This window comes from Frankia sp. Mgl5 (assembly GCF_023242985.1).
Lineage (GTDB): Bacteria > Actinomycetota > Actinomycetes > Frankiales > Frankiaceae > Parafrankia > Parafrankia soli.
The window spans coordinates 189,910-209,808 of the sequence record NZ_JALKFY010000001.1 but is presented as its reverse complement, the minus strand read 5'-3'; the positions used below and the strand labels follow the sequence as shown (position 1 = coordinate 209,808).

The 19,899-nt window shown below is 70.7% G+C and carries 18 protein-coding genes and 3 tRNA genes; 4 read left to right on the top strand and 17 right to left on the bottom strand.

All coding sequences use genetic code 11. The features are described from left to right. Positions 1-99 precede the first annotated feature (99 nt). From rpoB to MXD62_RS00895, 8 genes are all read right to left on the bottom strand, one after another. Entirely contained in the window at positions 100-3,525 is a 3,426-nt protein-coding gene (rpoB, locus tag MXD62_RS00930) for a DNA-directed RNA polymerase subunit beta (RefSeq protein ID WP_248827565.1), read from the bottom strand. Positions 3,526-4,810: 1,285 nt separating this feature from the next. Then, positions 4,811-5,203 carry a 50S ribosomal protein L7/L12 gene (gene rplL, locus MXD62_RS00925; RefSeq protein WP_020463485.1) on the bottom strand — a complete coding sequence of 131 codons (393 nt, stop codon included), beginning with the start codon at positions 5,201-5,203 and terminating at the stop codon, positions 4,811-4,813. 208 nt (positions 5,204-5,411) lie between these two features. Further along, on the bottom strand, positions 5,412-5,960 hold the full coding sequence (rplJ, locus tag MXD62_RS00920) for a 50S ribosomal protein L10 (protein WP_020463486.1): 549 nt from the start codon (positions 5,958-5,960) through the stop codon (positions 5,412-5,414). Between the two features lie 462 nt (positions 5,961-6,422). Beyond that, the gene (gene rplA, locus MXD62_RS00915; protein ID WP_248827564.1) at positions 6,423-7,136 is read right to left on the bottom strand and encodes a 50S ribosomal protein L1; all 714 of its coding nucleotides are present in this window, start codon (positions 7,134-7,136) and stop codon (positions 6,423-6,425) included. 231 nt (positions 7,137-7,367) lie between these two features. Then, entirely contained in the window at positions 7,368-7,802 is a 435-nt protein-coding gene (rplK, locus tag MXD62_RS00910; protein WP_018505143.1) for a 50S ribosomal protein L11, read from the bottom strand. A 35-nt stretch (positions 7,803-7,837) separates the two neighbouring features. Continuing rightward, positions 7,838-8,662, bottom strand: coding sequence for a transcription termination/antitermination protein NusG (gene nusG / locus MXD62_RS00905; protein WP_071066155.1), 825 nt, complete (start codon positions 8,660-8,662; stop codon positions 7,838-7,840). Positions 8,663-8,886: 224 nt separating this feature from the next. Then, positions 8,887-9,150: a preprotein translocase subunit SecE gene (gene secE / locus MXD62_RS39575; RefSeq protein WP_020463489.1), complete on the bottom strand. Its 264-nt coding sequence runs from the start codon at positions 9,148-9,150 to the stop codon at positions 8,887-8,889. Positions 9,151-9,182: 32 nt separating this feature from the next. After that, positions 9,183-9,255, bottom strand: a tRNA-Trp gene (locus MXD62_RS00895). Positions 9,256-9,545: 290 nt separating this feature from the next. Between MXD62_RS00895 and MXD62_RS00890 the strand changes: the two genes are divergently transcribed. Continuing rightward, the gene (locus MXD62_RS00890) at positions 9,546-10,754 is read left to right on the top strand and encodes a pyridoxal phosphate-dependent aminotransferase (RefSeq protein ID WP_248827563.1); all 1,209 of its coding nucleotides are present in this window, start codon (positions 9,546-9,548) and stop codon (positions 10,752-10,754) included. A gap of 231 nt (positions 10,755-10,985) precedes the next feature. Here MXD62_RS00890 and MXD62_RS00885 read toward each other — a convergent pair whose 3' ends face one another. From MXD62_RS00885 to MXD62_RS00865, 5 genes are all read right to left on the bottom strand, one after another. Next, positions 10,986-11,414 carry a MaoC family dehydratase gene (locus MXD62_RS00885; RefSeq protein WP_020463491.1) on the bottom strand — a complete coding sequence of 143 codons (429 nt, stop codon included), beginning with the start codon at positions 11,412-11,414 and terminating at the stop codon, positions 10,986-10,988. Positions 11,415-11,527: 113 nt separating this feature from the next. After that, entirely contained in the window at positions 11,528-11,983 is a 456-nt protein-coding gene (locus MXD62_RS00880; RefSeq protein ID WP_248827562.1) for a MaoC family dehydratase N-terminal domain-containing protein, read from the bottom strand. A 330-nt stretch (positions 11,984-12,313) separates the two neighbouring features. Then, a complete protein-coding gene (gene rpmG / locus MXD62_RS00875) occupies positions 12,314-12,445 on the bottom strand; it encodes a 50S ribosomal protein L33 (protein ID WP_226931056.1) in 132 nt (43 codons plus the stop codon). 127 nt (positions 12,446-12,572) lie between these two features. Then, positions 12,573-12,649, bottom strand: a tRNA-Met gene (locus tag MXD62_RS00870). A gap of 95 nt (positions 12,650-12,744) precedes the next feature. Continuing rightward, positions 12,745-12,817, bottom strand: a tRNA-Thr gene (locus MXD62_RS00865). A 592-nt stretch (positions 12,818-13,409) separates the two neighbouring features. Here MXD62_RS00865 and MXD62_RS00860 point away from each other — a divergent pair. Then, entirely contained in the window at positions 13,410-15,212 is a 1,803-nt protein-coding gene (locus MXD62_RS00860; protein WP_248827561.1) for a GH25 family lysozyme, read from the top strand. A 155-nt stretch (positions 15,213-15,367) separates the two neighbouring features. Then, a complete protein-coding gene (locus tag MXD62_RS00855; RefSeq protein ID WP_248827560.1) occupies positions 15,368-16,090 on the top strand; it encodes a hypothetical protein in 723 nt (240 codons plus the stop codon). Between the two features lie 70 nt (positions 16,091-16,160). On the opposite strand, the gene MXD62_RS00850 is transcribed toward MXD62_RS00855, so the two are convergent. The 3 genes from MXD62_RS00850 to MXD62_RS00840 form a co-directional block, all read right to left on the bottom strand. After that, positions 16,161-16,595 carry a gamma-glutamylcyclotransferase family protein gene (locus MXD62_RS00850; protein ID WP_248827559.1) on the bottom strand — a complete coding sequence of 145 codons (435 nt, stop codon included), beginning with the start codon at positions 16,593-16,595 and terminating at the stop codon, positions 16,161-16,163. 37 nt (positions 16,596-16,632) lie between these two features. Next, entirely contained in the window at positions 16,633-17,160 is a 528-nt protein-coding gene (gene pyrE, locus MXD62_RS00845) for an orotate phosphoribosyltransferase (RefSeq protein ID WP_248827558.1), read from the bottom strand. Between the two features lie 107 nt (positions 17,161-17,267). Then, positions 17,268-17,636: a nuclear transport factor 2 family protein gene (locus tag MXD62_RS00840; RefSeq protein WP_248827557.1), complete on the bottom strand. Its 369-nt coding sequence runs from the start codon at positions 17,634-17,636 to the stop codon at positions 17,268-17,270. Between the two features lie 177 nt (positions 17,637-17,813). Between MXD62_RS00840 and MXD62_RS00835 the strand changes: the two genes are divergently transcribed. Further along, entirely contained in the window at positions 17,814-18,764 is a 951-nt protein-coding gene (locus tag MXD62_RS00835) for a helix-turn-helix domain-containing protein (protein WP_248827556.1), read from the top strand. Here MXD62_RS00835 and MXD62_RS00830 read toward each other — a convergent pair. Further along, positions 18,741-19,700 carry a pentapeptide repeat-containing protein gene (locus tag MXD62_RS00830; RefSeq protein ID WP_248827555.1) on the bottom strand — a complete coding sequence of 320 codons (960 nt, stop codon included), beginning with the start codon at positions 19,698-19,700 and terminating at the stop codon, positions 18,741-18,743. The two genes, MXD62_RS00835 and MXD62_RS00830, sit on opposite strands and share 24 nt — an antisense overlap. Between the last annotated feature and the right edge of the window lie 199 nt (positions 19,701-19,899).

The following is a 19,899-nucleotide window of genomic DNA, read 5'->3' as shown; positions in this document are numbered from 1 at the left end:
GGCACGAGTGGACGGGGGCGGGGGCCCGCCATGACCGGCCGAGACCGGTCGACCGGCCGCAGCCGGTCGGCGCATCCGCCAGGCGGACCCCCCGTCACGTCAGACCTCTTCGACGCTGCTGGGCTCGCGCCGTGACAGGTCGATTCCGAGCTCCTCCGCCGCGCGGAAGACGTCCTCGTCGGTGTCCCGCATCTCGATCGAGACCCCGTCGCTGGACAGCACCTCGACGTTGAGGCACAGCGACTGCATCTCCTTGATGAGGACCTTGAACGACTCCGGGATACCGGGTTCCGGGATGTTCTCGCCCTTGACGATCGCCTCATAGACCTTCACTCGGCCGACGACGTCGTCCGACTTGATCGTGAGGAGTTCCTGCAGGGCGTAGGCGGCGCCGTACGCCTCGAGCGCCCACACCTCCATCTCACCGAACCGCTGGCCACCGAACTGGGCCTTACCACCGAGCGGCTGCTGCGTGATCATCGAGTAGGGGCCGGTCGACCGAGCGTGGATCTTGTCGTCGACCAGGTGCAGGAGCTTGAGGATGTAGATGTAGCCAACCGCCACGGGGTACGGGTACGGCTCTCCGGTGCGGCCGTCGTACAGCTCGGCCTTGCCGGAGGAACCGATCATCTGCTGACCGTCCCGGTTGGGCAGGGTGGCGTCGAGCAGGCCGGTGATCTCCTCCTCGCGGGCACCGTCGAACACCGGCGTCGCCACGTTGGTCCCGGGCGGGGCCGCGTCGGCGCCGATGCCGCGCAGGCGCTCCTTCCAGCCCTCCGCGCCGGAGTCGACCTGCCAGCCGGTCTTGGCGACCCAGCCGAGGTGCGTCTCCAGGATCTGGCCGATGTTCATACGACGCGGCACACCGTGCGGGTTCAGCACGACGTCGACGGCGGTGCCGTCGGGGAGGAAGGGCATGTCCTCCACCGGCAGGATCTTGGCGATGACGCCCTTGTTGCCGTGCCGGCCGGCGAGCTTGTCACCGTCAGTGATCTTGCGCTTCTGGGCCACGTAGACGCGGACCAGCTCGTTCACGCCCGGGGGCAGCTCGTCGCCGTCCTCGCGGGAGAACACGCGGACACCGATGACCTTGCCGGACTCGCCGTGCGGCACCTTCAGCGAGGTGTCGCGGACCTCCCGGGCCTTCTCACCGAAGATCGCGCGCAGCAGGCGCTCCTCCGGGGTCAGCTCGGTCTCGCCCTTCGGGGTGACCTTGCCGACCAGCACGTCACCGGGCGACACCTCGGCACCGATCCGGATGATGCCGCGCTCGTCGAGGTCGGCGAGGACCTCCTCGGCGACGTTCGGGATGTCCCGGGTGATCTCCTCCGGGCCCAGCTTGGTGTCCCGGGCGTCGACCTCGTGCTCCTCGATGTGGATCGAGGAGAGGACGTCGTCCTGCACCAGGCGCTGGGAGAGGATGATCGCGTCCTCGTAGTTGTGCCCCTCCCACGGCATGAAGGCCACCAGGAGGTTCTTGCCCAGCGCCATCTCGCCGTTGTCGGTGCACGGGCCGTCGGCGATGACCTGGCCGGCCTCGACGCGGTCGCCCTCGAAGACGATCGGCTTCTGGTTGATGCAGGTGCCCTGGTTCGACCGGCGGAACTTCGCCAGCCGGTAGGTGCGCCGCGTCCCGTCGTCGTGCATGACGGTGATGTAGTCGGCCGACAGATCCTCGACCACGCCGGACTGGGCGCAGACGACCACGTCGCCGGCGTCCTTGGCCGCGCGGGCCTCCATGCCGGTGCCGACCAGCGGAGCCTCGGAACGCAGCAGCGGAACCGACTGGCGCTGCATGTTCGAGCCCATCAGGGCACGGTTGGCGTCGTCGTGCTCGAGGAAGGGGATCATCGCCGTCGCGACGGACACCATCTGCCGCGGCGAGACGTCCATGTAGTCGACCTCGTCCGGCGGGATGAACTCGACCTCACCGCCCTTGCGGCGGACCAGGACGCGGTCCTCGGCGAACGTGCCGTCCGGGTTCAGCGGGGTGTTCGCCTGCGCCTTGACGTGGCGGTCCTCCTCGTCCGCGGTCAGGTAGTCGATCTGGCCGGTGACCCGGCCGTTCTCCACCTTGCGGTACGGGGTCTCGACGAAGCCGAACGGGTTGACCCGCGCGAACGTCGACAGCGAGCCGATCAGGCCGATGTTCGGGCCTTCCGGCGTCTCGATCGGGCACATCCGGCCGTAGTGGCTGGGGTGCACGTCGCGGACCTCGAAGCCGGCCCGCTCACGGGACAGACCGCCGGGGCCCAGCGCCGACAGGCGGCGCTTGTGGGTCAGGCCGGCCAGCGGGTTCGTCTGGTCCATGAACTGGGAGAGCTGGCTGGTGCCGAAGAACTCCTTGATGGAGGCGACGACCGGCCGGATGTTGATCAGGGTCTGCGGCGTGATCGCCTCGACGTCCTGGGTCGTCATGCGCTCGCGGACGACGCGCTCCATCCGGGCCAGGCCGAGGCGGACCTGGTTCTGGATGAGCTCGCCGACCGTGCGCAGGCGCCGGTTGCCGAAGTGGTCGATGTCGTCGACCTCGTAGTTGTCCGGGTCCTGGCCCGCGTGCAGCTTGACGATGTACTCGATCGTGCGGACGACGTCGTCCTCGGTGAGGACGCCGACGTCGTGCGCGACCTCGAGGGTCAGCTTCTTGTTCACCTTGTAGCGGCCGACCTTGGCCAGGTCGTAGCGCTTCGGGTTGAAGAAGAGGTTCTCCAGCAGGGTCTGCGCCGACTCCCGCGTCGGCGGCTCGCCCGGGCGCAGCTTGCGGTAGATGTCGAGCAGGGCGTCGTCCTGGCTGGAGGTGTGGTCCTTCTCCAGGGTGACCCGCATCGACGGGAAGTCACCGAAGCGCTCCAGGATGCGGGCCTCATCCCAGCCCAGAGCCTTGAGCAGGACGGTGACCGACTGGCGGCGCTTGCGGTCGATGCGGACGCCGACGGTGTCCCGCTTGTCGATCTCGAACTCGAGCCAGGCCCCCCGCGAGGGGATGACCTTGCAGGAGAACAGATCCTTGTCGGACGCCTTGTCGATCGCCTTCTCGAAGTACACACCCGGGGACCGGACGAGCTGGCTGACCACCACGCGCTCGGTGCCGTTGATGACGAACGTGCCCTTCGGGGTCATGAGCGGGAAGTCGCCCATGAACACCGTCTGGCTCTTGATCTCACCGGTGGTGTTGTTGGTGAACTCGGCGGTGACGAACAGCGGCGCCGAGTAGGTCATGTCCTTGTCCTTGCACTCCTCGACGGAGTACTTGGGGGGCTCAAACCTGTGATCCCGGAAGGACAGGGACATCGAGCCGGAGAAGTCCTCGATCGGGGAGATCTCCTCGAAGACCTCCTCGAGCCCGGAGGTGATGGGGACATCGTTCCTGTCGGCGTCGATGGCCTCCTGGACCCGCTCCGCCCAGATGTCGTTGCCGATCAGCCAATCGAATGACTGCGTCTGCAGGGCGAGAAGATCCGGGACCTCGAGGGGCTCGATGATCTTTGCGAACGAGATGCGGGAGGCGGAACGCGAGGCGGCCAAGGTGGTCCTTCCGGTGGCCTGATCGTGGGGCTGGCGTCGCGGATGTCAAGGATCCGTAAGGGGGTGGTCAGGTGATCAGTGTCTCGCTACGGTTGTGCGGAACGTCGGCGGGGGGTACCCCGGCAATGCGAGGATCCCGAGATGGAGACTGCGTCGCGGATGCGGCAACCAGCCGGGCGGCGACCGCCCGTGCGGACGCCGACGCGGGCGGAACGGTGGGGCCGAGCGCCCGCGTGACACCCGGAGTCCACTGGCTCGGGGCATGACGGAGCGGCCGCGGGTCTGGTCGGCACGCGTGTGGCACGGCCACACGGCGCCGGCGCGGCGATCTCGGATCGACGTGTCGGTGCAGCAAAGGCGAAGAGTCTCGTTCGGGTCTCGGTTCGGACAGCCGGGCCGCCGTGCCCGCAAGCGAGACACGGCCACGCCGCTCTCGCGTCACCCCGAACCCGCTGAGGCGGCAGGTGCCCGGTCAATGGACCGAAGGACCGCGGACCGCCCCGCGGCGCGAACCCGATCACCCCAAGGGGTCGGATCCCGATGTCGAACGTGTTACCGACGAGCCCGATGCAACGAGAAAGACAGCGCAAACTAGCAGTGTAGCCGACGGCTTCACTGCTGGCAAGGACGAGACCCGATCACGTCGCGCGCCGCTTCCCTACGAAGGTTCGCGAAATGATGGAACTCCGTAGCCCCGGAGCTAGTCAAGGCCTCAAGGGCAACATCGTCTCGGCCCGATCTCGCCGTTGACACGTCGCTCCAGGTGAGCCGGACCGCCGCCGGCCGTCGGCGGCCGAGCGCCTCCGCCGGCCCGCCCCACGAGAAGATGCCCCGTGAGAAGGCCATTCGTGCATGAGACGGGCGAAGACGCCGCCCTGATCGCGCCACCGTGGGGCCGCCCGGGCGGGCGGCCGCGGTCTCTCCGGCTGTCCCACGGGCCCGCGCCACGGCCCGACGGCGACACCGAAGTCTTACCACCGTTGGCCCCGCCCGCCAGTCGGATCGCCGCCCGCGCGCCGCACCTCGCGGGGCCCGGGGCCACCGTCCCGCGGGCGCGGGAGCCTCCGGCGCGCGGGATCCGGACACCGATGCTCCGGCGGGAGCCCGCCGGCGGTACGGCTCTGGACGCACCGAAGCCCCGCCCCGGACGTGCCGGGGCGGGGCTCGAGATCGCCGCCACTCGGCCGGCGGGTGGCCGGCCGAGGACGGGTGTCCGCCGTGACGACAGCACGCTCGCGCTCAGGCCACGGCGAACCCGGCGCCGGCAAGCGGCACCGGTTCCGAACTACTTGACGGTGACGGTGGCGCCGGCGCCCTCGAGGGCCGCCTTGGCCTTGTCCGCGGCCTCCTTGGCGACCTTCTCCAGGACGGGCTTGGGGGCGCCGTCCACGAGGTCCTTGGCCTCCTTGAGGCCCAGGCTGGTGAGCGCGCGGACCTCCTTGATGACCTGGATCTTCTTGTCACCGACGGACTCGAGGATCACGTCGAACTCGTCCTGCTCCTCGACGGCGGCAGCCTCGCCACCCGCGCCACCGGCCACCGGGCCGGCCGCGATCGCGACCGGGGCGGCCGCGGTCACGCCGAACGTGTCCTCGAACTGCTTCACGAACTCCGAGAGCTCCAGGAGCGTCATCTCCTTGAACGCGTCGAGGAGCTCGTCGGTCGACAGCTTCGCCATGGTGGCGGTTCCTTCCTGGTAATGCCGATCAGATGATCCGGCGCCCGGTCGTGCCGGGGAGTCTCGTCAGGTGAGTGGTCGGTCGTCGCGCCCCGCGGGACGCGGCCCCACCGGGACGCCACCCGCGGACGCAGCTCGGTGCGGGCCGCCAGATGCGGCCACACCGGGACACCGCCTCGCGGGACGTCGTCCCGTCAGGCGTCGCTCGTCAGGCGTCCACGGAGACCGGCTCTGCGCCGGCCGTCTCCTCCCGCTGCGCGCGCAGCGCCTCGGCGAGCCGAGCCACCTGCGACAGCGGAGCGGCGAAGAGGCCGACCGCCTTGGCCAGCGAGCCGTTCATGGCTCCGGCCATCTTGGCGAGCAGGACCTCGCGGGACTCCAGGTCGGCGAGCCTGCGGATCTCGTCCGCGTTCATCGCCTTGCCTTCGACGACCCCGCCCTTGACGACCAGGGCCGGGTTCGCGCGGGCGAAGTCCCGCAGGCCCTTGGCCGCCTCGACCGGGTCGCCGCCGACGAACGCGACGGCCGTCGGGCCGACGAGCAGCTCGTCGATACCGGTCACGCCCGCCTGCGCCGCGGCGATCTTGGTGAGGGTGTTCTTGACCACCGCGTAGCGGGTGGTCTCGCCGAGGGCGCGGCGCAGCTCGGTGAGCTGGCTGACCGTCAGGCCGCGATACTCGGTCAGCACCGCGGCACTCGAACCACGGAAATCCTCGGCGATCTCCGCCACCGCGGCGGTCTTCTCCGAGTTCGCCATCGGGCTCCTTCAATGGTCGGCCGGCCATGCCGAGGAACCCGGAAACGACGAACGCCCCGGCGCAGGAGGCGCGGGGCGTCAAGGGCGACGATCTTCGCCCGCCGGCCGAACCCACCTGGGCGAGTTCAGTGCCGGCACAGCGGCGATGCGTGAGCCACTTTCCGTCCGCCACCTGCGCGGGCCGCTCGGGGAAACCGAGCCTTCGGCCTCCGCCGACAGGGCTCCGACAAAGCTCGGAGCCCGACGACTGGAGTACGACCAGCGGTCTTCGGTGTGGAACTGTTCATCATCGTAGCAGGAGCAACGCGGAACGAACGAAGGGCACGCACCGTGAACGGTGCGTGCCCTCGTCGTGCGGTCAGGTCGGACCATGCAATCCGGTCGAACCGTTCGGTCAGGTCAGACCGAGCTGTCCGGTCCGGTCCTGCGGTCCATGGCCTCCGGTCCGCCCTTGCGGTCCGGTCAGGCCGGAACCTCCTCGAGGAGGTTCCGGGTCCGGTTCGGGTCCACGGGGATGCCGGGGCCCATCGTCGTGGCGAAGGTGATCTTCTTGAGGTACCGGCCCTTGGCCGCCGACGGCTTCACCCGGACGATCTCGTCGAGGGCGACGGTGTAGTTCTCGATGAGCTGGGCCTCGGAGAAGCTCACCTTGCCGATGACGATGTGCAGGTTGCCCTGCTTGTCGACCCGGAAGTTGATCTTACCGCCCTTGATGTCGCCGACGACCTTGGCCACGTCCAGGGTGACGGTGCCGGTCTTCGGGTTCGGCATGAGCCCGCGCGGGCCGAGGATGCGGGCGATCCGGCCGACCTTGGCCATCTGGTCGGGCGTCGCGACCGTGGCGTCGAAGTCGAGGAAGCCCTCCTGGATGCGGGCCACCAGGTCGTCGCTGCCGACGACGTCCGCGCCCGCGGCGGTGGCCTCGGCGGCCTTCTCACCGGCGGCGAACACCGCGACCCGCGGCGACTTGCCGGTGCCGTGCGGCAGGTTGACCGTGCCACGCACCATCTGGTCGGCCTTGCGCGGGTCGACGCCGAGACGGATGGCGACCTCGACGGTGGCGTCGTACTTCGTGGACGACGTCTCCCGGGCCAGCCGCGCCGCGTCGAGGGGGCTGTAGAGAGCGGTCGCGTCGATCTTCTCGGCCGCGGCGCGGTACGCCTTGCTGCGCTTCATGAGTTCTCCTCGTGGTGTTGGCGGGTCCCGCTCCGCGCCGTTCGACCCGGGCTCCACCCGGGCCGCGGCAGCGACGAGCCCTCCCACATGCCTGCGTCCATCTGGGCGTCGCGACGAGCCCGCCGCGACGTCACACCTGTACTGGCGCCTGTGTCGCCTTGTACCGTCCGCTCCCGTCGCGCGCGTCAGAACGCCCGGCGGGACCTTCCCGCGCGTTCGCGCGGGACACGGTCACTCGCCGACGGTGATGCCCATCGAGCGGGCGGTACCGGCGATGATCTTCTCGGCGGCCTCGATGCTGTTCGCGTTGAGGTCCGGCAGCTTCGTCTGGGCGATCTCGCGCACCTGGGCCGGGGTCAGCTTCGCGACCTTGACCCGGTGCGGCGTGCCGCTGCCCTTGTCCACACCGGCGGCCTTGAGGATCAGCCGGGCGGCGGGCGGGGTCTTGGTGACGAAGGTGAACGACCGGTCGTCGTACACCGTGATCTCGACCGGCACGACGTTGCCGGTCTGCGACTCGGTGGCCGCGTTGTACTGCTTGCAGAACTCCATGATGTTCACGCCGTGCTGGCCCAGGGCGGGACCGACCGGCGGCGCCGGGGTGGCCTTGCCGGCGTTGATCTGGAGCTTGATCAGCGCAGTGATCTTCTTCTTCTTGGGAGGCATCTGTTCGTCTTCCTACCGGGGTTCTACGGAGCGGATCAGATCTTCGCGACCTGGTTGAACTGGAGCTCGACCGGTGTCTCCCGACCGAAGATGGAGACGAGTACCTTCAGGCGCTGCGCGTCGAGGTTGATCTCGCTGATGGTGGCCGGCAGGGTGGCGAACGGGCCGTCCATGACGGTGACGGACTCCCCGACCTCGAACTCCTGGGCCTTGACCGTCTCGACCTTCTTCTCCTTCGGCGCCGCCGGCGCGAGGATGGAGACGACCTCCTCGCGGCGCAGCGGCGACGGCCGGTTCGTCAGGCCCACGAACCCGGTCACACCCGGCGTGTTGCGGACCGCCGACCAGGACTGGTCGGTCAGATCCATCCGGACGTAGATGTAGCCGGGGTACTTCTTCTGCTGTACGAGCTGGCGCTTGCCGTTCTTGACGACCGGGACCTCTTCGGTCGGGACCTCGATCTGGAAGATGTAGTCCTCCATGTTGAGGCTGGAGATCCGGGTCTCGAGATTGGTCTTGACCTTGTTCTCGTAGCCCGCGTAGGAGTGCACGACGTACCACTCGCCGGGAGCGTCCTCGAGCGCCCGGAGCAGGTCGTCGCCGTCATCCTGAGGCTCGGGCGTCGCGACCGCGGTGGCCGGCACGGCGTCAGCGGCCGGCGCGGCATCGGCCGCCACCGTCGCGGGCGTGTCGGCGGTGGAGCCGCCGTCGGGCCCGAGGTCGTCCTCGAGGTCGTCCTTCTCAGGTGCGGCCGCGGCGTCCGTGCTCGCGACCTCGTCGCGCTCGAACGCCGCAAGGGGGTCGAGACGGTCGAGGGCCTCTCCCTGCTCGGAGGAGGCGTGCTCGGGAGACTGGGACACGCGGTCGTTCCTTCTCTCGTGGACGGGTGGACAGTGGGTGGTTCTCCCGCCGGCGGACCTGATCCGCCGAACGGCCGGCCGCCAACCGGGTCGCCCGCCGCGACCCGTGCCAGCGGGACGCACCCGGCCACACAGGGCCGGGACGACGACACGAACCGGTGCCCGGGCCGGACACCGCGCCGACGATCGGTCGGCCCGGCCCGCTGCCCGTGGCGGCTCCGGTGTCAGCCGAAGACCGCGAGGACCGCCTTCGTCAGGCCGAAGTCGAGGCTAGCCACGAAGGCCGTCATCACCGTGACGAAGACAAGCACGACGACCACGTAGGTGATCAGCTCGCTCCGGCCCGGGTAGACGACCTTGCGAAGCTCCGCGATGACCTCGCGGACGAACTGACGAATCCTGCGGACAATCGAGAACGGCGACCGTCGACGGTCGGCCCGCGCGGACCTACCGGCCCGCGGTGCCGCGTCACGCGTATCGGTCGCCACTCAGCTCCACCCACTCGTTCGTCGGTCCAACGCAGGGGCGACAGGACTCGAACCTGCAACCGCCGGTTTTGGAGACCGGTGCTCTACCAATTGAGCCACGCCCCTTAGACGTACCCGGACCACCGCCTAGTTCCCACCGTGCCGCCTTCGCTCTCCGTCAGGCTCCCTGATGATTTTCAAAGGATCTTCGCGATCCTCTAAAGATCCGCGATCCTCTAAAGATCATTTAGGGCCGTTCGGTGGAGCTACCGGCTGCAGGCGGGGGCTGACAGGCCGAGCGGAACGAGCATACCCCCTCATCGACCGGATGCCGGCCGCACGGTGCTCTTCGACGTCCGCAGGTCGCCCCAGGAGGGGCCGGACGGGCCAGCCCGATCCCCTACTCACGTGGCAGCATGGCTGCCATGAGCAGGATCTCCCACCGCATCGCGGGCATCGCGCCTTCCGCGACCCTCGCCGTCGACGCGACCGCCAAGGCGATGCGCGCCGCGGGCCGGGACGTGATCGGCTTCGGTGCCGGCGAGCCCGACTTCCCGACTCCCGAACACATCGTCGCCGCCGCGGAGAAGGCGTGCCGCGAGCCGCGCATGCACCGCTACACCCCGGCTGCCGGCCTCCCCGAGCTGCGGGAGGCCGTCGCGGAGAAGACCAGGCGCGACTCCGGCCTGGTCGTCGAGCCAAGCCAGGTCCTCATCACCAACGGTGGCAAGCAGGCTGTCTACCAGGCGTTCGCGACTCTGCTCGACCCAGGGGACGAGGTTCTCCTGCCTGCCCCCTACTGGACGACCTACCCCGAGGCGATCCGCCTCGCCGGCGGTGTGCCGGTCGACGTCGTGACCGGGCCCGAGGCCGGCTACCGCGTCACCGTCGAGCAGCTCGAGGCCGCCCGGACCCCCCGTACCAAGGTCCTGCTGTTCTGCTCCCCCTCCAACCCGACCGGTGCCGTCCACACCCCTGAGGAGGTCCGCGCGATCGGCCGCTGGGCCGCCGAGGCCGGCATCTGGGTGCTCAGCGACGAGATCTACGAGCACCTGGTCTACGGCGACGCCCGCTTCGCCTCGATGCCCGTCGAGGCGCCCGAGCTCGCCGACCGCTGGGTCGTCGTCAACGGCGTCGCCAAGACCTACGCGATGACCGGCTGGCGGGTCGGCTGGCTGATCGGCCCGCTCGACGTCGTCAAGGCGGCCACCAACCTGCAGTCGCACGCCACCTCGAACGTCTCGAACGTCGCCCAGGCCGCGGCGCTCGCCGCTGTCGCCGGCCCGCTCGACGCCGTCCACGAGATGCGGACGGCCTTCGACCGCCGCCGCAAGACCATGCACGAGATGCTCGTGCAGATCCCCGGCGTGCGGTGCCCCCTGCCCGACGGCGCCTTCTACGCCTACCCGTCGCTGGAGGGCGTGCTCGGCCGGACGCTGCGCGGTCGCACGCCGGCGACCTCGGCCGAGCTGTGCCAGTTCATCCTGGAAGAGGCCGGCGTCGCGATCGTGCCCGGGGAGGCCTTCGGCACCCCGCGCTTCGCCCGCCTGTCCTACGCCCTCGGGGACACCGACCTGGTCGAAGGTGTCCGCCGGCTCGGCGCCCTGCTGTCCGAAGCCGTCTGAGGACGGCCGAGCGCACCGTCCACCTCCACGCACCCCGGAGTCGAGGCGATGTCCGGCTGACGGACACCGACTGACTGACGTGCACCTGGCCGTCGTAGCTACGACGGCCGGCAGCGGGCCCCGCGGCACACCGCCGCGGGGCCCGTCGGCATGTGGGGCCGGGGCCGCGCCGCGCGCCGGTATCCGGGTGTGGGGCCGGGCGCCGCGGGACGCTGCCGGGCGCCGCCGGGGTCAGGCGAGCTGGACGGTCGCCCGCGCCGCCATGAGGACCTTGGCACCCTCGTGTCGGACTGTGAGGTTAACCACGACCCTCCCGCCGTCGAGCTTTTTCTCCACAACGCCCCGCACAGAGATCTGCGCGCCCTCGTCGTCGTCGGGCACGACCACGGGTGAGGAGAACTTCACGCCGTACTCGACAACGGCCGCCGGGTCGCCGACCCAGTCGGTGACGAGACGGCCTGCCGTGGCCATCGTCAGCATGCCGTGCGCGAGCACACCGGGGAGCCCGGCCTCGGCGGCCACCCGCTCGTTCCAGTGGATCGGGTTGAAATCGCCCGACGCGCCGGCGTAGCGCACCAGATCGGCTCGCCGCAGCGGGAAGACCCGGTCACCGATCTCGGTACCGACGTCGACGGCGTCATAGGTGACGGTGGTGGGCATGCCGGCTCCGATCGAACCCTCGGCGGGACGCCGCGTCAGCGGGGCGGCGCGGCGACGTCGCGGTGGTCAGCGAGAAAGTGGTCAACGAGGCCGCGGGGCGGCGGGGACCATGGTCAACGAGGCGGCGCGGTGCCGCGGGAGACCAGGCTGCACGTTCCCTCCGCGACCAGCTCGCCACTCGTCGTCGTGAACTCGTAGGACGTCACCAGCACCTCGTTGCGGCCGACCGAGCGGATGGACGCCAGCGTCGAGCGCACCACGAGCTCGTCGCCCGCGACGACCGGGCGGTGCAGGGTGAACCGCTGGTCACCGTGGACGACGAGGGAGTAGTCCAGGCCGAGAGCGGGATCGTCGGTCGGCAGGCCGAGGTCGCCCGGGATCGTCGTGACCAGGAAGGTCGGCGGGGCGACCAGATCGGCGTGACCGGCGGCCTTCGCCGCCTCCACGTCGTGGAAGAGCGGGTTGCCGTCGCCGATGGCGCGCGCGAACTGGCGGATGTGCTCACGTCCCACCTGGAACGGGACGTCGGAGGTGTAACTACGTCCGACAAAGTCCTGGTTCAGCGGCACCGCACGCTCCGATCTCGACGTTGCCGGATCCCGAGTCGCCGGAACCCGGGCTTACCGGACCGGTTCGAGACCCTATCGGGCCCGCGCCCGCGCGGACAGCATCGCCACCCGGACCGCGGCACCGCCCGGACGGCGCGGCCACCGGAGCCGCGTCGTCACTCGGACGGCGCGGCCACTCGGGACGGCGCGGTGACGGCATGACGAAACCGGGCGGGTCCGTGTGTCGCGGACCCGCCCGGAGTAAGTCGTGTGTCGCGGTCACCGCGCCTGCGCCGGGGGGCTCGCCCCGCCCGGTCGACGGCGCCCCGCCAGCCGTGGTCGGCCGACGGGCTAGCGCGTCTCGCGGTGCTCGGTGTGCGTGCGGCAGTTCGGGCAGAACTTGCGCAGCTCGAGACGGTCCGGGTCATTCCGCCGGTTCTTGCGCGTGATGTAGTTGCGGTGCTTGCACACCTGACACGCCATTGTGATCTTCGGACGAACGTCGGTGGCAGCCACGGCGAGATGCCTCTTCCTGTCTCGAATTCTCTACAGGCCAAGGGGCCGCGACTCACCAGACCCCTGGAGGGTGACACGGTGTGCCGCGACCCGATGGTAGCGGTGGCCGGACTTGAACCGGCGACACAGCGATTATGAGCCGCTTGCTCTGCCAGACTGAGCTACACCGCCATGACGGATCACCAGCGAGCGAAGATCCGACTGACAGTATAAGCGGACAGACCACCAACTGCCGATCACGATCCTGCCCGATACCGGACCGCCTGAGCCCCTTTACGGAATCGAACCGTAGACCTTCTCCTTACCATGGAGACGCTCTGCCGACTGAGCTAAAGGGGCGTGCTCGCGCGGGACTCACGTTACACGACTCCGGCGACTTCGTGGCGGGCACCCCCCCACACTTCCGCCCGGCGCCGACCGTCCGGCTCGCCCGCACCCACGCGCGGCCGGCACGGCCGGCCGGGAACGTGCCGATCGACCCGGACGGCAGGCGGGTGACCAGACCCCGCGAACACGGCCAGAAGGCCGACACGGCGAACCAACGGTGACGTCGGGCCCGACACGCACCCCCTGCTGATAGCTGTAAGTAATCGCATGAGTGCCTAGCGTGTTGCTCGGCCGTGGACGCGCGCCTCACAGGTGCTACCGCAGCCGCCGCCGCGCCTCCCAGCATCGAGGGTTGCTCATGCCGCTCACGTACCGTCACTCCCGAGATCCACAGACCCCGGACGCGGCACCCATCGTCCCGCGTGCGCCGAGGGAGAGCCAGCCGGCCACCTCACCGCGGCCGCTCCCCCTCGCCGGGGTACCTGTCCCGGCCGGGACCTCACTGCCACCTGGAACGTCCTACGCGACGCTGCGCGCCGCGTTCCCGGATCGGCCCGTGTCGGGGCCGCCGTCACCGAAGAGACCACAGAACGCGACCGCCAAGGTGACGTTTCCGGCAGCCGCCAGCTTCGCTCACGATCTGCCCGCGGCCGGCGAGACACGGGCCGGAGCGGCGCGGCCCGGCGTCGTCTGGGCCGGCGAGATCGTGATGGCCGAGCCCGCGGCTGCCGGCCGGGTGGCAGTCGGCCGGGTCGCGGTCGACGAGGCGCTGGCCGCCTGGCGCCTGCGCAATGCCGGACGGTTCTCCGCGCGGGTCCTCAGCGCGGCCACGGTGGCCGTCACCGCCGTCGTGCTCTCCGCGCCGGCCGCGGGCGCGCTGCCCACGCCGCAGGCGTCCGGGGTCTCAACTCCGTCGGCGCAGATCACCCCGCCGACGCAGACCTCGCCCGCGACACAAATCACACCGTCCGCGGCGGCGGCACCAACGCCGTCGCCGACGGCCCAGGCAGCAGCGAACGGGGCGGCGGCGACCGCGACACCCGCACCCGCGGCGCAGACGTCCGCACCCGCGGAGCCGACACCGGCATCCGCCACACCCGCGGAGCCGGCGCCCGACCCGGCGCCCGTGCCACCCGGGGCGACTCCACCTGCGCCGCCCGAGGCCACCCCTCCCGTGCCGCCTGGGGCCAGCCCGCCGGCGGCGGGCATGACACCGGCGCCCGGGCCGGGGACGTCCGAGCCCGTCCTGTCCACGGAGCCGTCCCCCGCCTGGCCCAAGGGCATCGACATCGCATCGTGGCAGCACCCCGGGTCGGCGCCGATCGACTGGAACGCGGTCAAGGGCGCCGGCATGACCTTCGCAATCATGAAGGCCACCGAAGGAACCAATTACACGAATCCGTTCTTCGTCGGCGACCGGGACGCGGCCGGCAAGGCGGACCTTGTCGTCGGCGCCTACCACTACGCCCGCCCGGCGGCCCCGATCTCGACCGCCGTCGACCAGGCCCGGCACTTCCTGGCCGTGACCGGCCTCACGCGCACAGCCGGCCACCTGGCTCCGGTCCTGGACCTGGAGACCACCGGCGGGCTCGATCCGGTGGCCCTCGCGGCCTGGACCCGGGCCTTCCTGGAGGAGATCGAGTCCCAGACCGGCCGGGCGCCCATCCTGTACACGTACCGGTCGTTCTGGACGGACAGCATGGCCGATACGAAGGAGTTCGCCCGGTACCCGTTCTGGTTCGCCATCTACAACAACGAGTCCGCCCCGGGATGGCTGCCGGGCGGCTGGCCCGGCTGGGCGATGTGGCAGTACACGTCCTCTGGCGTGGTCCCCGGGGTCGTCGGGAGCGTCGACATGAACGTCGTGTGCTGCTCCGCCCCCGCGCTGACCGGGCTCGCCGACGGCACCCTCTCCGAGATCGACAAGCGGTACGCGGCGGCCGGGCTGCTGCAGCTCGCTCTCGGGGCGCCCACCGGAGCGGAGGTCGTCGCGGGCGGCGGCGGCCGCTGGCGCCCCTTCAAGAACGGGCTGATCTACTGGTCCGTCGCGACGGGACCGCGGGTGCTGCACGGCAAGATCGCGAAGAAGTACCTGGGCCTCGGCGGGACCAACAGCTTCCTCGGACGTCCGCTCGGCGACGTCGAGTGGGCCGCCGCGCCCGGCGCCCACCAGGCGATCTTCCAGGGCGGCTGGATCTACTGGCACCCGACTACCGGGGCGCACGAGGTGCACGGTCTGATCCTGCGCCGCTACCTGGAACTGGGCGGCTCGACGTCCAGCCTGGGTCTTCCGATCACGGACGAGTACTCGGTGCCGGGCGGCCGGGAAAGTGCCTTCCAGTTCGGCAAGCTGCGCTGGACGGCCGCGACGAACGCGGTGACCCTGCTGCCCGCGGCGGCGCCCTGACGCCACCCACCCCCGTCCGGCCTGACGGCGCACATCCCCGACCCCGAAACGAACGCGAGGAGTGACGAAGGCCTACGCGGGGTATCTGACGCCGAGTGCGGCGGACTGTGGCCACTTGGTCACATGCTGCGCCGTCGTGCAGCCGGGAGGACCAGATGGCAGATCTGCGGCAGGTACGCAACACGGACGGCTGGCTGATCTTCGCGGCCGTCATCATGTTCATCGTCGGTTTCCACAACCTCATCTACGGCATCGCGTCACTACGCGACTACATCGTGATCGTGGACAACCTCTACTCCACCTCGACAGGCACCGGGGTGATCTACGCCAACACCACCTTCTGGGGCTGGCTGTGGATCGTCGTCGGCATCGTCCAGATGGGGATCGCGTTCGGCATCGCGGCCGGCAACGAGCTGTCCCGCTGGGTGGGCATCGTCATCGCCGCGCTCAACGCGATCGGCCAGCTCGCGTTCATGGCCGCCTTCCCCATCTGGTCGGTGACCATCATCGCCATCGACGTCCTCGTCATCTACGCGCTGGCCACCTACCAGACGCGCGGCCGCGGCGGCGCCGCCGAGCCCTACCCGAGTGACCGTCCCGGGATGGCCCGCGGCGCGACCACGACGGCTCGCAGCGGGGCGCGCGCCGGAGTGGGCGCCGGGGGCACGGGCGGCGGCTACGACCGCGACCAGGGCTACGCCTCCGACCAGGGCTACGCCTCCCAGCCGGGCCAGGCCGGCCAGAGCGGCCGCGGCGAGGGCTACCCGCCGGACCCGGGTCAGCGGTCGGGCGGGCCGGGCCTCAGGCCGGGCGACCCCGGCTACCGGGACCCGAGCCGGAAGGACGGCCCCGGGGGTTCGGGCGCCGGCATCCGGTGACGGTATGACCGCCGAGGCCGCCGCGGACCTGTCACCGCGGCGGCCTCGGCACGACCTGACCACGTATCTGTCACCGCGGCGGCCCCGGCACTACCTGATCACGCCACAGCCGGCAGCGGCGGACGAATCCGGCCAGGTGCTCGGCCGCGAAGCGGTCAGGGTCCCAGTCGGACGTCCGCACGTCGGTCACGTCACGCCAGAGATAGGCGACCACCGAACCACCGCCGACCAGGGTGAGCTCGCGCGCCTCGTACGGATCGCCCTCGAACAGGTCGAGCAGCTCGCGTTCGGCCCTGGTCAGACCGCTCAGGCACCTGCCCGAGCACACGTCGCCGGGGCGTGCGGGGACCAGGCCCGGGTAGCTCCGCCCCGGCAGCGCCGCCGCCCGCCAGCCGCCGACGGCCGCCGGAGTGATGGTCGGCACCCGGCCGAGCAGCGCATCGACGACCACGTCGAAGCGCAGCGTCCCGTAGACGAACAACGCTCCGGCCACGTCCGAAGTCATCCCGGTCCCGCGTGTCCGACGTCAGGCTGTCCGGGTGCTAGCGAGCCGCGTCGAGATCGGCGCGGGTGAGGGTGGGGAGCAGCGTCAGGCCGATCTCCGCGAGCCGCTCCCGGCCACCCTCCTGGCGATCGATGACGCACAGGACGTCCTCGACGACCGCGCCCTGCTCGCGCAGCACCCGGGTGGCGTCGAGCACGGCCCCGCCGCTGGTCACGACGTCCTCGACCAGGACGATCCGCCGACCCTCGACCTCGCCGCCCTCGGCGATGCGCCGGGTTCCGTACTCCTTCGCCTTCTTGCGGACGAACCTGGCCGGCAGGCCGGTGCGGGCCGACAGCAGCGTGGCCAGCGGAACACCGCCCAGCTCCAGGCCGGCGAGGAGATCGGTGTTCCGCGGGAGATGCGCCGCCATCGCCTCGACGATGTCGGCGAGCAGCGCCGGCTCGGCCTCGAACAGATACTTGTCGAAGTACTCGGTGCTCGTACGGCCCGACCGGAGGAGGAACGTCCCGGTCAGGTGGGACGCCGCCCGCACCCGGGCGGCCAGCGCTTCGATGTCGGCCACGTCTGCCGACTCTACGGCCCGCCACCGCACCGCCAGCAGGCTTCAGCCGGACGGCGGAGGCGGATGACGGATGGCGGTGCGGCCGGGCTGGGGCCGGCGGGAACGGGTCAGGCCCCGGCAGGCACCTTGTCGAGGAAGCCGAGCACCTGGGTGATGCGGCCGTCGGCGCCGCGTTCGATCACGTCGAACCCGACGACGAGGGGTTCGGCGCCGGGCTGGCCGAGGCCCCAGGTGAAGCGGGCCTGGGCGTGGTGGGCGTCGACCGGCCCCAGCATGGTCATCGTCAGGCCGGGGAACTGTCCCTGCACCGCTCCGATCATCGTGTCGATGGCGTCGTGGCCCTCGGCCGTGGCGATCGGGTCGACATAGCGGGCCCCGGGGGCCAGGGCCTTCGCCACGGCAGCCCTCCGCAGAGCGGGGTCGGTCTCGTTCCACACGGCGATGTAGTTCAGGGCCAGGGTCTCGAGGTCGTCCACGGTGTGTCCTCACTCTCGGATTCATCATTGTCGGATTCACCGGCGGATCTGGCTGCCGGGCGGCGGACCTGCCCGGCCGCTTCGGCGGTGGGACCGATGCTGCCGGCCCGAGATGCGGCCCGTCGATTACCTGTGAGGTCATGGCCCGACGGCGGCGGCGGCGCCTACGGTCGTGCCATGAGCCTCGCCCGCGAGCCCGGTCGGCCGGTGGGAGCGTTGCTGCGCGGCTGGCGGGAGCGGCGCAGGCTCACCCAGCTGGACCTCGCTGAACGCGCGAACGTCTCGACGCGCCACATCAGCTTCGTGGAGAACGGACGGTCCCGACCGACAAGCGAGATGATCATCTTGCTGTCCAAGCATCTCGACGTCCCGCTCCGGGAGCGCAACCAGCTGCTGCTGGCCGGAGGCTACGCACCGGCCTACTCCGAGAACGGTCTCGCCTCACCGTCGATGTCCGCGGTGAGTGCGGCGATTGACCGGGTGCTCGCCGGCCTCGGGCCGCTGCCCGCGGCGGTCATCGACCGGCGCTGGGAGCTCGTCGCCGCGAACGACGCGATCGACCTGTTCACCGCGGGCGCGGCCGCACGGCTGCTGGAGCCCCCCGTCAACGTGCTCCGACTCAGCCTGCACCCCGAAGGCATGGCCCCGCGCATCCTGAACCTTCCGGAGTGGAGGGCACACCTGCTCGACCGGCTGGCCCGGCAGGCCGACGCGACCGGCGACCAGGTCCTCCGGGACCTCCACACCGAGCTCAGCGCGTACCCTGTGCCCGGCCGCGTCGCAGATGGGGCTGCCGACGGCGGCAAGCGTGGCCGTGCGGGACGCCCGACCGAACCCTGGACGGCGAACGGCATAATCGCCCCGGTGCGCTACCGGTCACCCCGGGGCGAGCTCTCGCTCTTCACCACCACCACCGTTTTCGGCACGCCCACCGACGTGACCGTCTCGGAGCTCGCGGTCGAGACCTTCTTCCCAGCGGACGCCCCCACCGCCAGTCTTCTCTACGGATCCGCGGGTAACCCGGGGTGGTGGCAGGTGATGGATTCGCCTCACCGCACCAAACGGTCGGCCGGCGCGTACCGGGCGGTATCGGATGACGGCGACTCAGGAGCCGCTCGGGACGTCTGACGTCCACGACGCCGGCCGCACCAGCCCCGCCGGCAGGCACGTCGCATCATCCCCATGCGCGGCCTCCACCTGTTCCTGCGACAACCCCACCGCGTCTGTGAGGTTCGCCCCGCGCAGCCAGGCATCGGTGAGGGTCGCCCCTTCCAGTTGGGCGCCGGTGAGGTTCGCCCCGCGCAGCCCGGCCTCGGTGAGGTTCGCCCCGTGCAGCCGGGCGCGAGTCAGATTCGCCCCGTCCAGCAAGGCGCCGGTGAGGGTCGCCCCTCCCAGCCTGGCTTCGGTGAAGTTCGCTCCGTCCAGCAAGGCGCCGATGAGATTCGCGTTGTGGAGGGTGAGGTGAGCGAGGCTGGCGGGTCCGGTGAGATCAGCATCGGTCAGGTCGGAACGCCGGACGCCGACGCGAACAGGTAGCCGACCCAGAACTTGGACCACGGTGCGGATGTCAGCCATGGGCCGTACCGGCGGAACGGTGCCGTCCTCGCCCAGCGGCGAGGCCAGACGCAGTGCGGGGTCCGTACTGCGGTCGCGGACGAACGCGGACAGGACCTCCACCACGACGCGCTGGTCGGCCGGTGAGTCCACCGCGATGCGCTCGAGTGTGTAGATCCCCGCCAGACGGATCCCCCGCTCGGTGTCATTGAGGAGCTTCACCGCATCCACGTACAGCTCGCGGACGTGGGTGTCCCTGTTCGTCTGCCGGGTCTCGTCCAGAACGATAAGACCGCCGGCCACCGCGGTGAGCGCGGCGGCCGCCGTGAGCAGCCCGGCCTGCAGCGCCGCCTGGGCCTCCGCCCCACCGTCCGTGCCCGGCGGGTACATCCGGTCCGGCAGATGCCAGATCCCCACCACGGCAGCCACCGCTCCAACCGCGGCGATCCCAGCAACGACCCACAGCCAGCGCCGGCTACTCCGCCGGCGTGCTCCCCCGCTTTCAGCCATGGGCAGGTTTGTACGCCCCCGTGACGCCTGAACTACAGACGGCCCTGGAGCGACGCTGGCCAGAGAAACGATCTCCCGCAGCACCAGGCGACGTTCCCACCAGCCACAACCCTGACCAGACCCCCATGACCGGCCAGTCTTTTCCTTTTTTCGGGCCCCGTGTCCTCACCAGCAGCCAACGAACTCCCGCAGCATCAGC

Excerpts from the sequence above, each read along its gene's own strand:
- MXD62_RS00885 (WP_020463491.1), bottom strand. The coding sequence starts at position 11,414 with ATGCCCACCACCGTCACCTATGACGCCGTCGACGTCGGTACCGAGATC.
- MXD62_RS00830 (WP_248827555.1), bottom strand. The coding sequence starts at position 19,700 with ATGGCTGAAAGCGGGGGAGCACGCCGGCGGAGTAGCCGGCGCTGGCTG.
- rplA (WP_248827564.1), bottom strand. The coding sequence starts at position 7,136 with ATGAAGCGCAGCAAGGCGTACCGCGCCGCGGCCGAGAAGATCGACGCG.
- rplK (WP_018505143.1), bottom strand. The coding sequence starts at position 7,802 with ATGCCTCCCAAGAAGAAGAAGATCACTGCGCTGATCAAGCTCCAGATC.
- MXD62_RS00835 (WP_248827556.1), top strand. The coding sequence starts at position 17,814 with ATGAGCCTCGCCCGCGAGCCCGGTCGGCCGGTGGGAGCGTTGCTGCGC.
- MXD62_RS00890 (WP_248827563.1), top strand. The coding sequence starts at position 9,546 with ATGGCTGCCATGAGCAGGATCTCCCACCGCATCGCGGGCATCGCGCCT.
- rplL (WP_020463485.1), bottom strand. The coding sequence starts at position 5,203 with ATGGCGAAGCTGTCGACCGACGAGCTCCTCGACGCGTTCAAGGAGATG.
- rplJ (WP_020463486.1), bottom strand. The coding sequence starts at position 5,960 with ATGGCGAACTCGGAGAAGACCGCCGCGGTGGCGGAGATCGCCGAGGAT.
- MXD62_RS00850 (WP_248827559.1), bottom strand. The coding sequence starts at position 16,595 with ATGACTTCGGACGTGGCCGGAGCGTTGTTCGTCTACGGGACGCTGCGC.
- rpmG (WP_226931056.1), bottom strand. The coding sequence starts at position 12,445 with ATGGCGTGTCAGGTGTGCAAGCACCGCAACTACATCACGCGCAAGAAC.
- MXD62_RS00855 (WP_248827560.1), top strand. The coding sequence starts at position 15,368 with ATGGCAGATCTGCGGCAGGTACGCAACACGGACGGCTGGCTGATCTTC.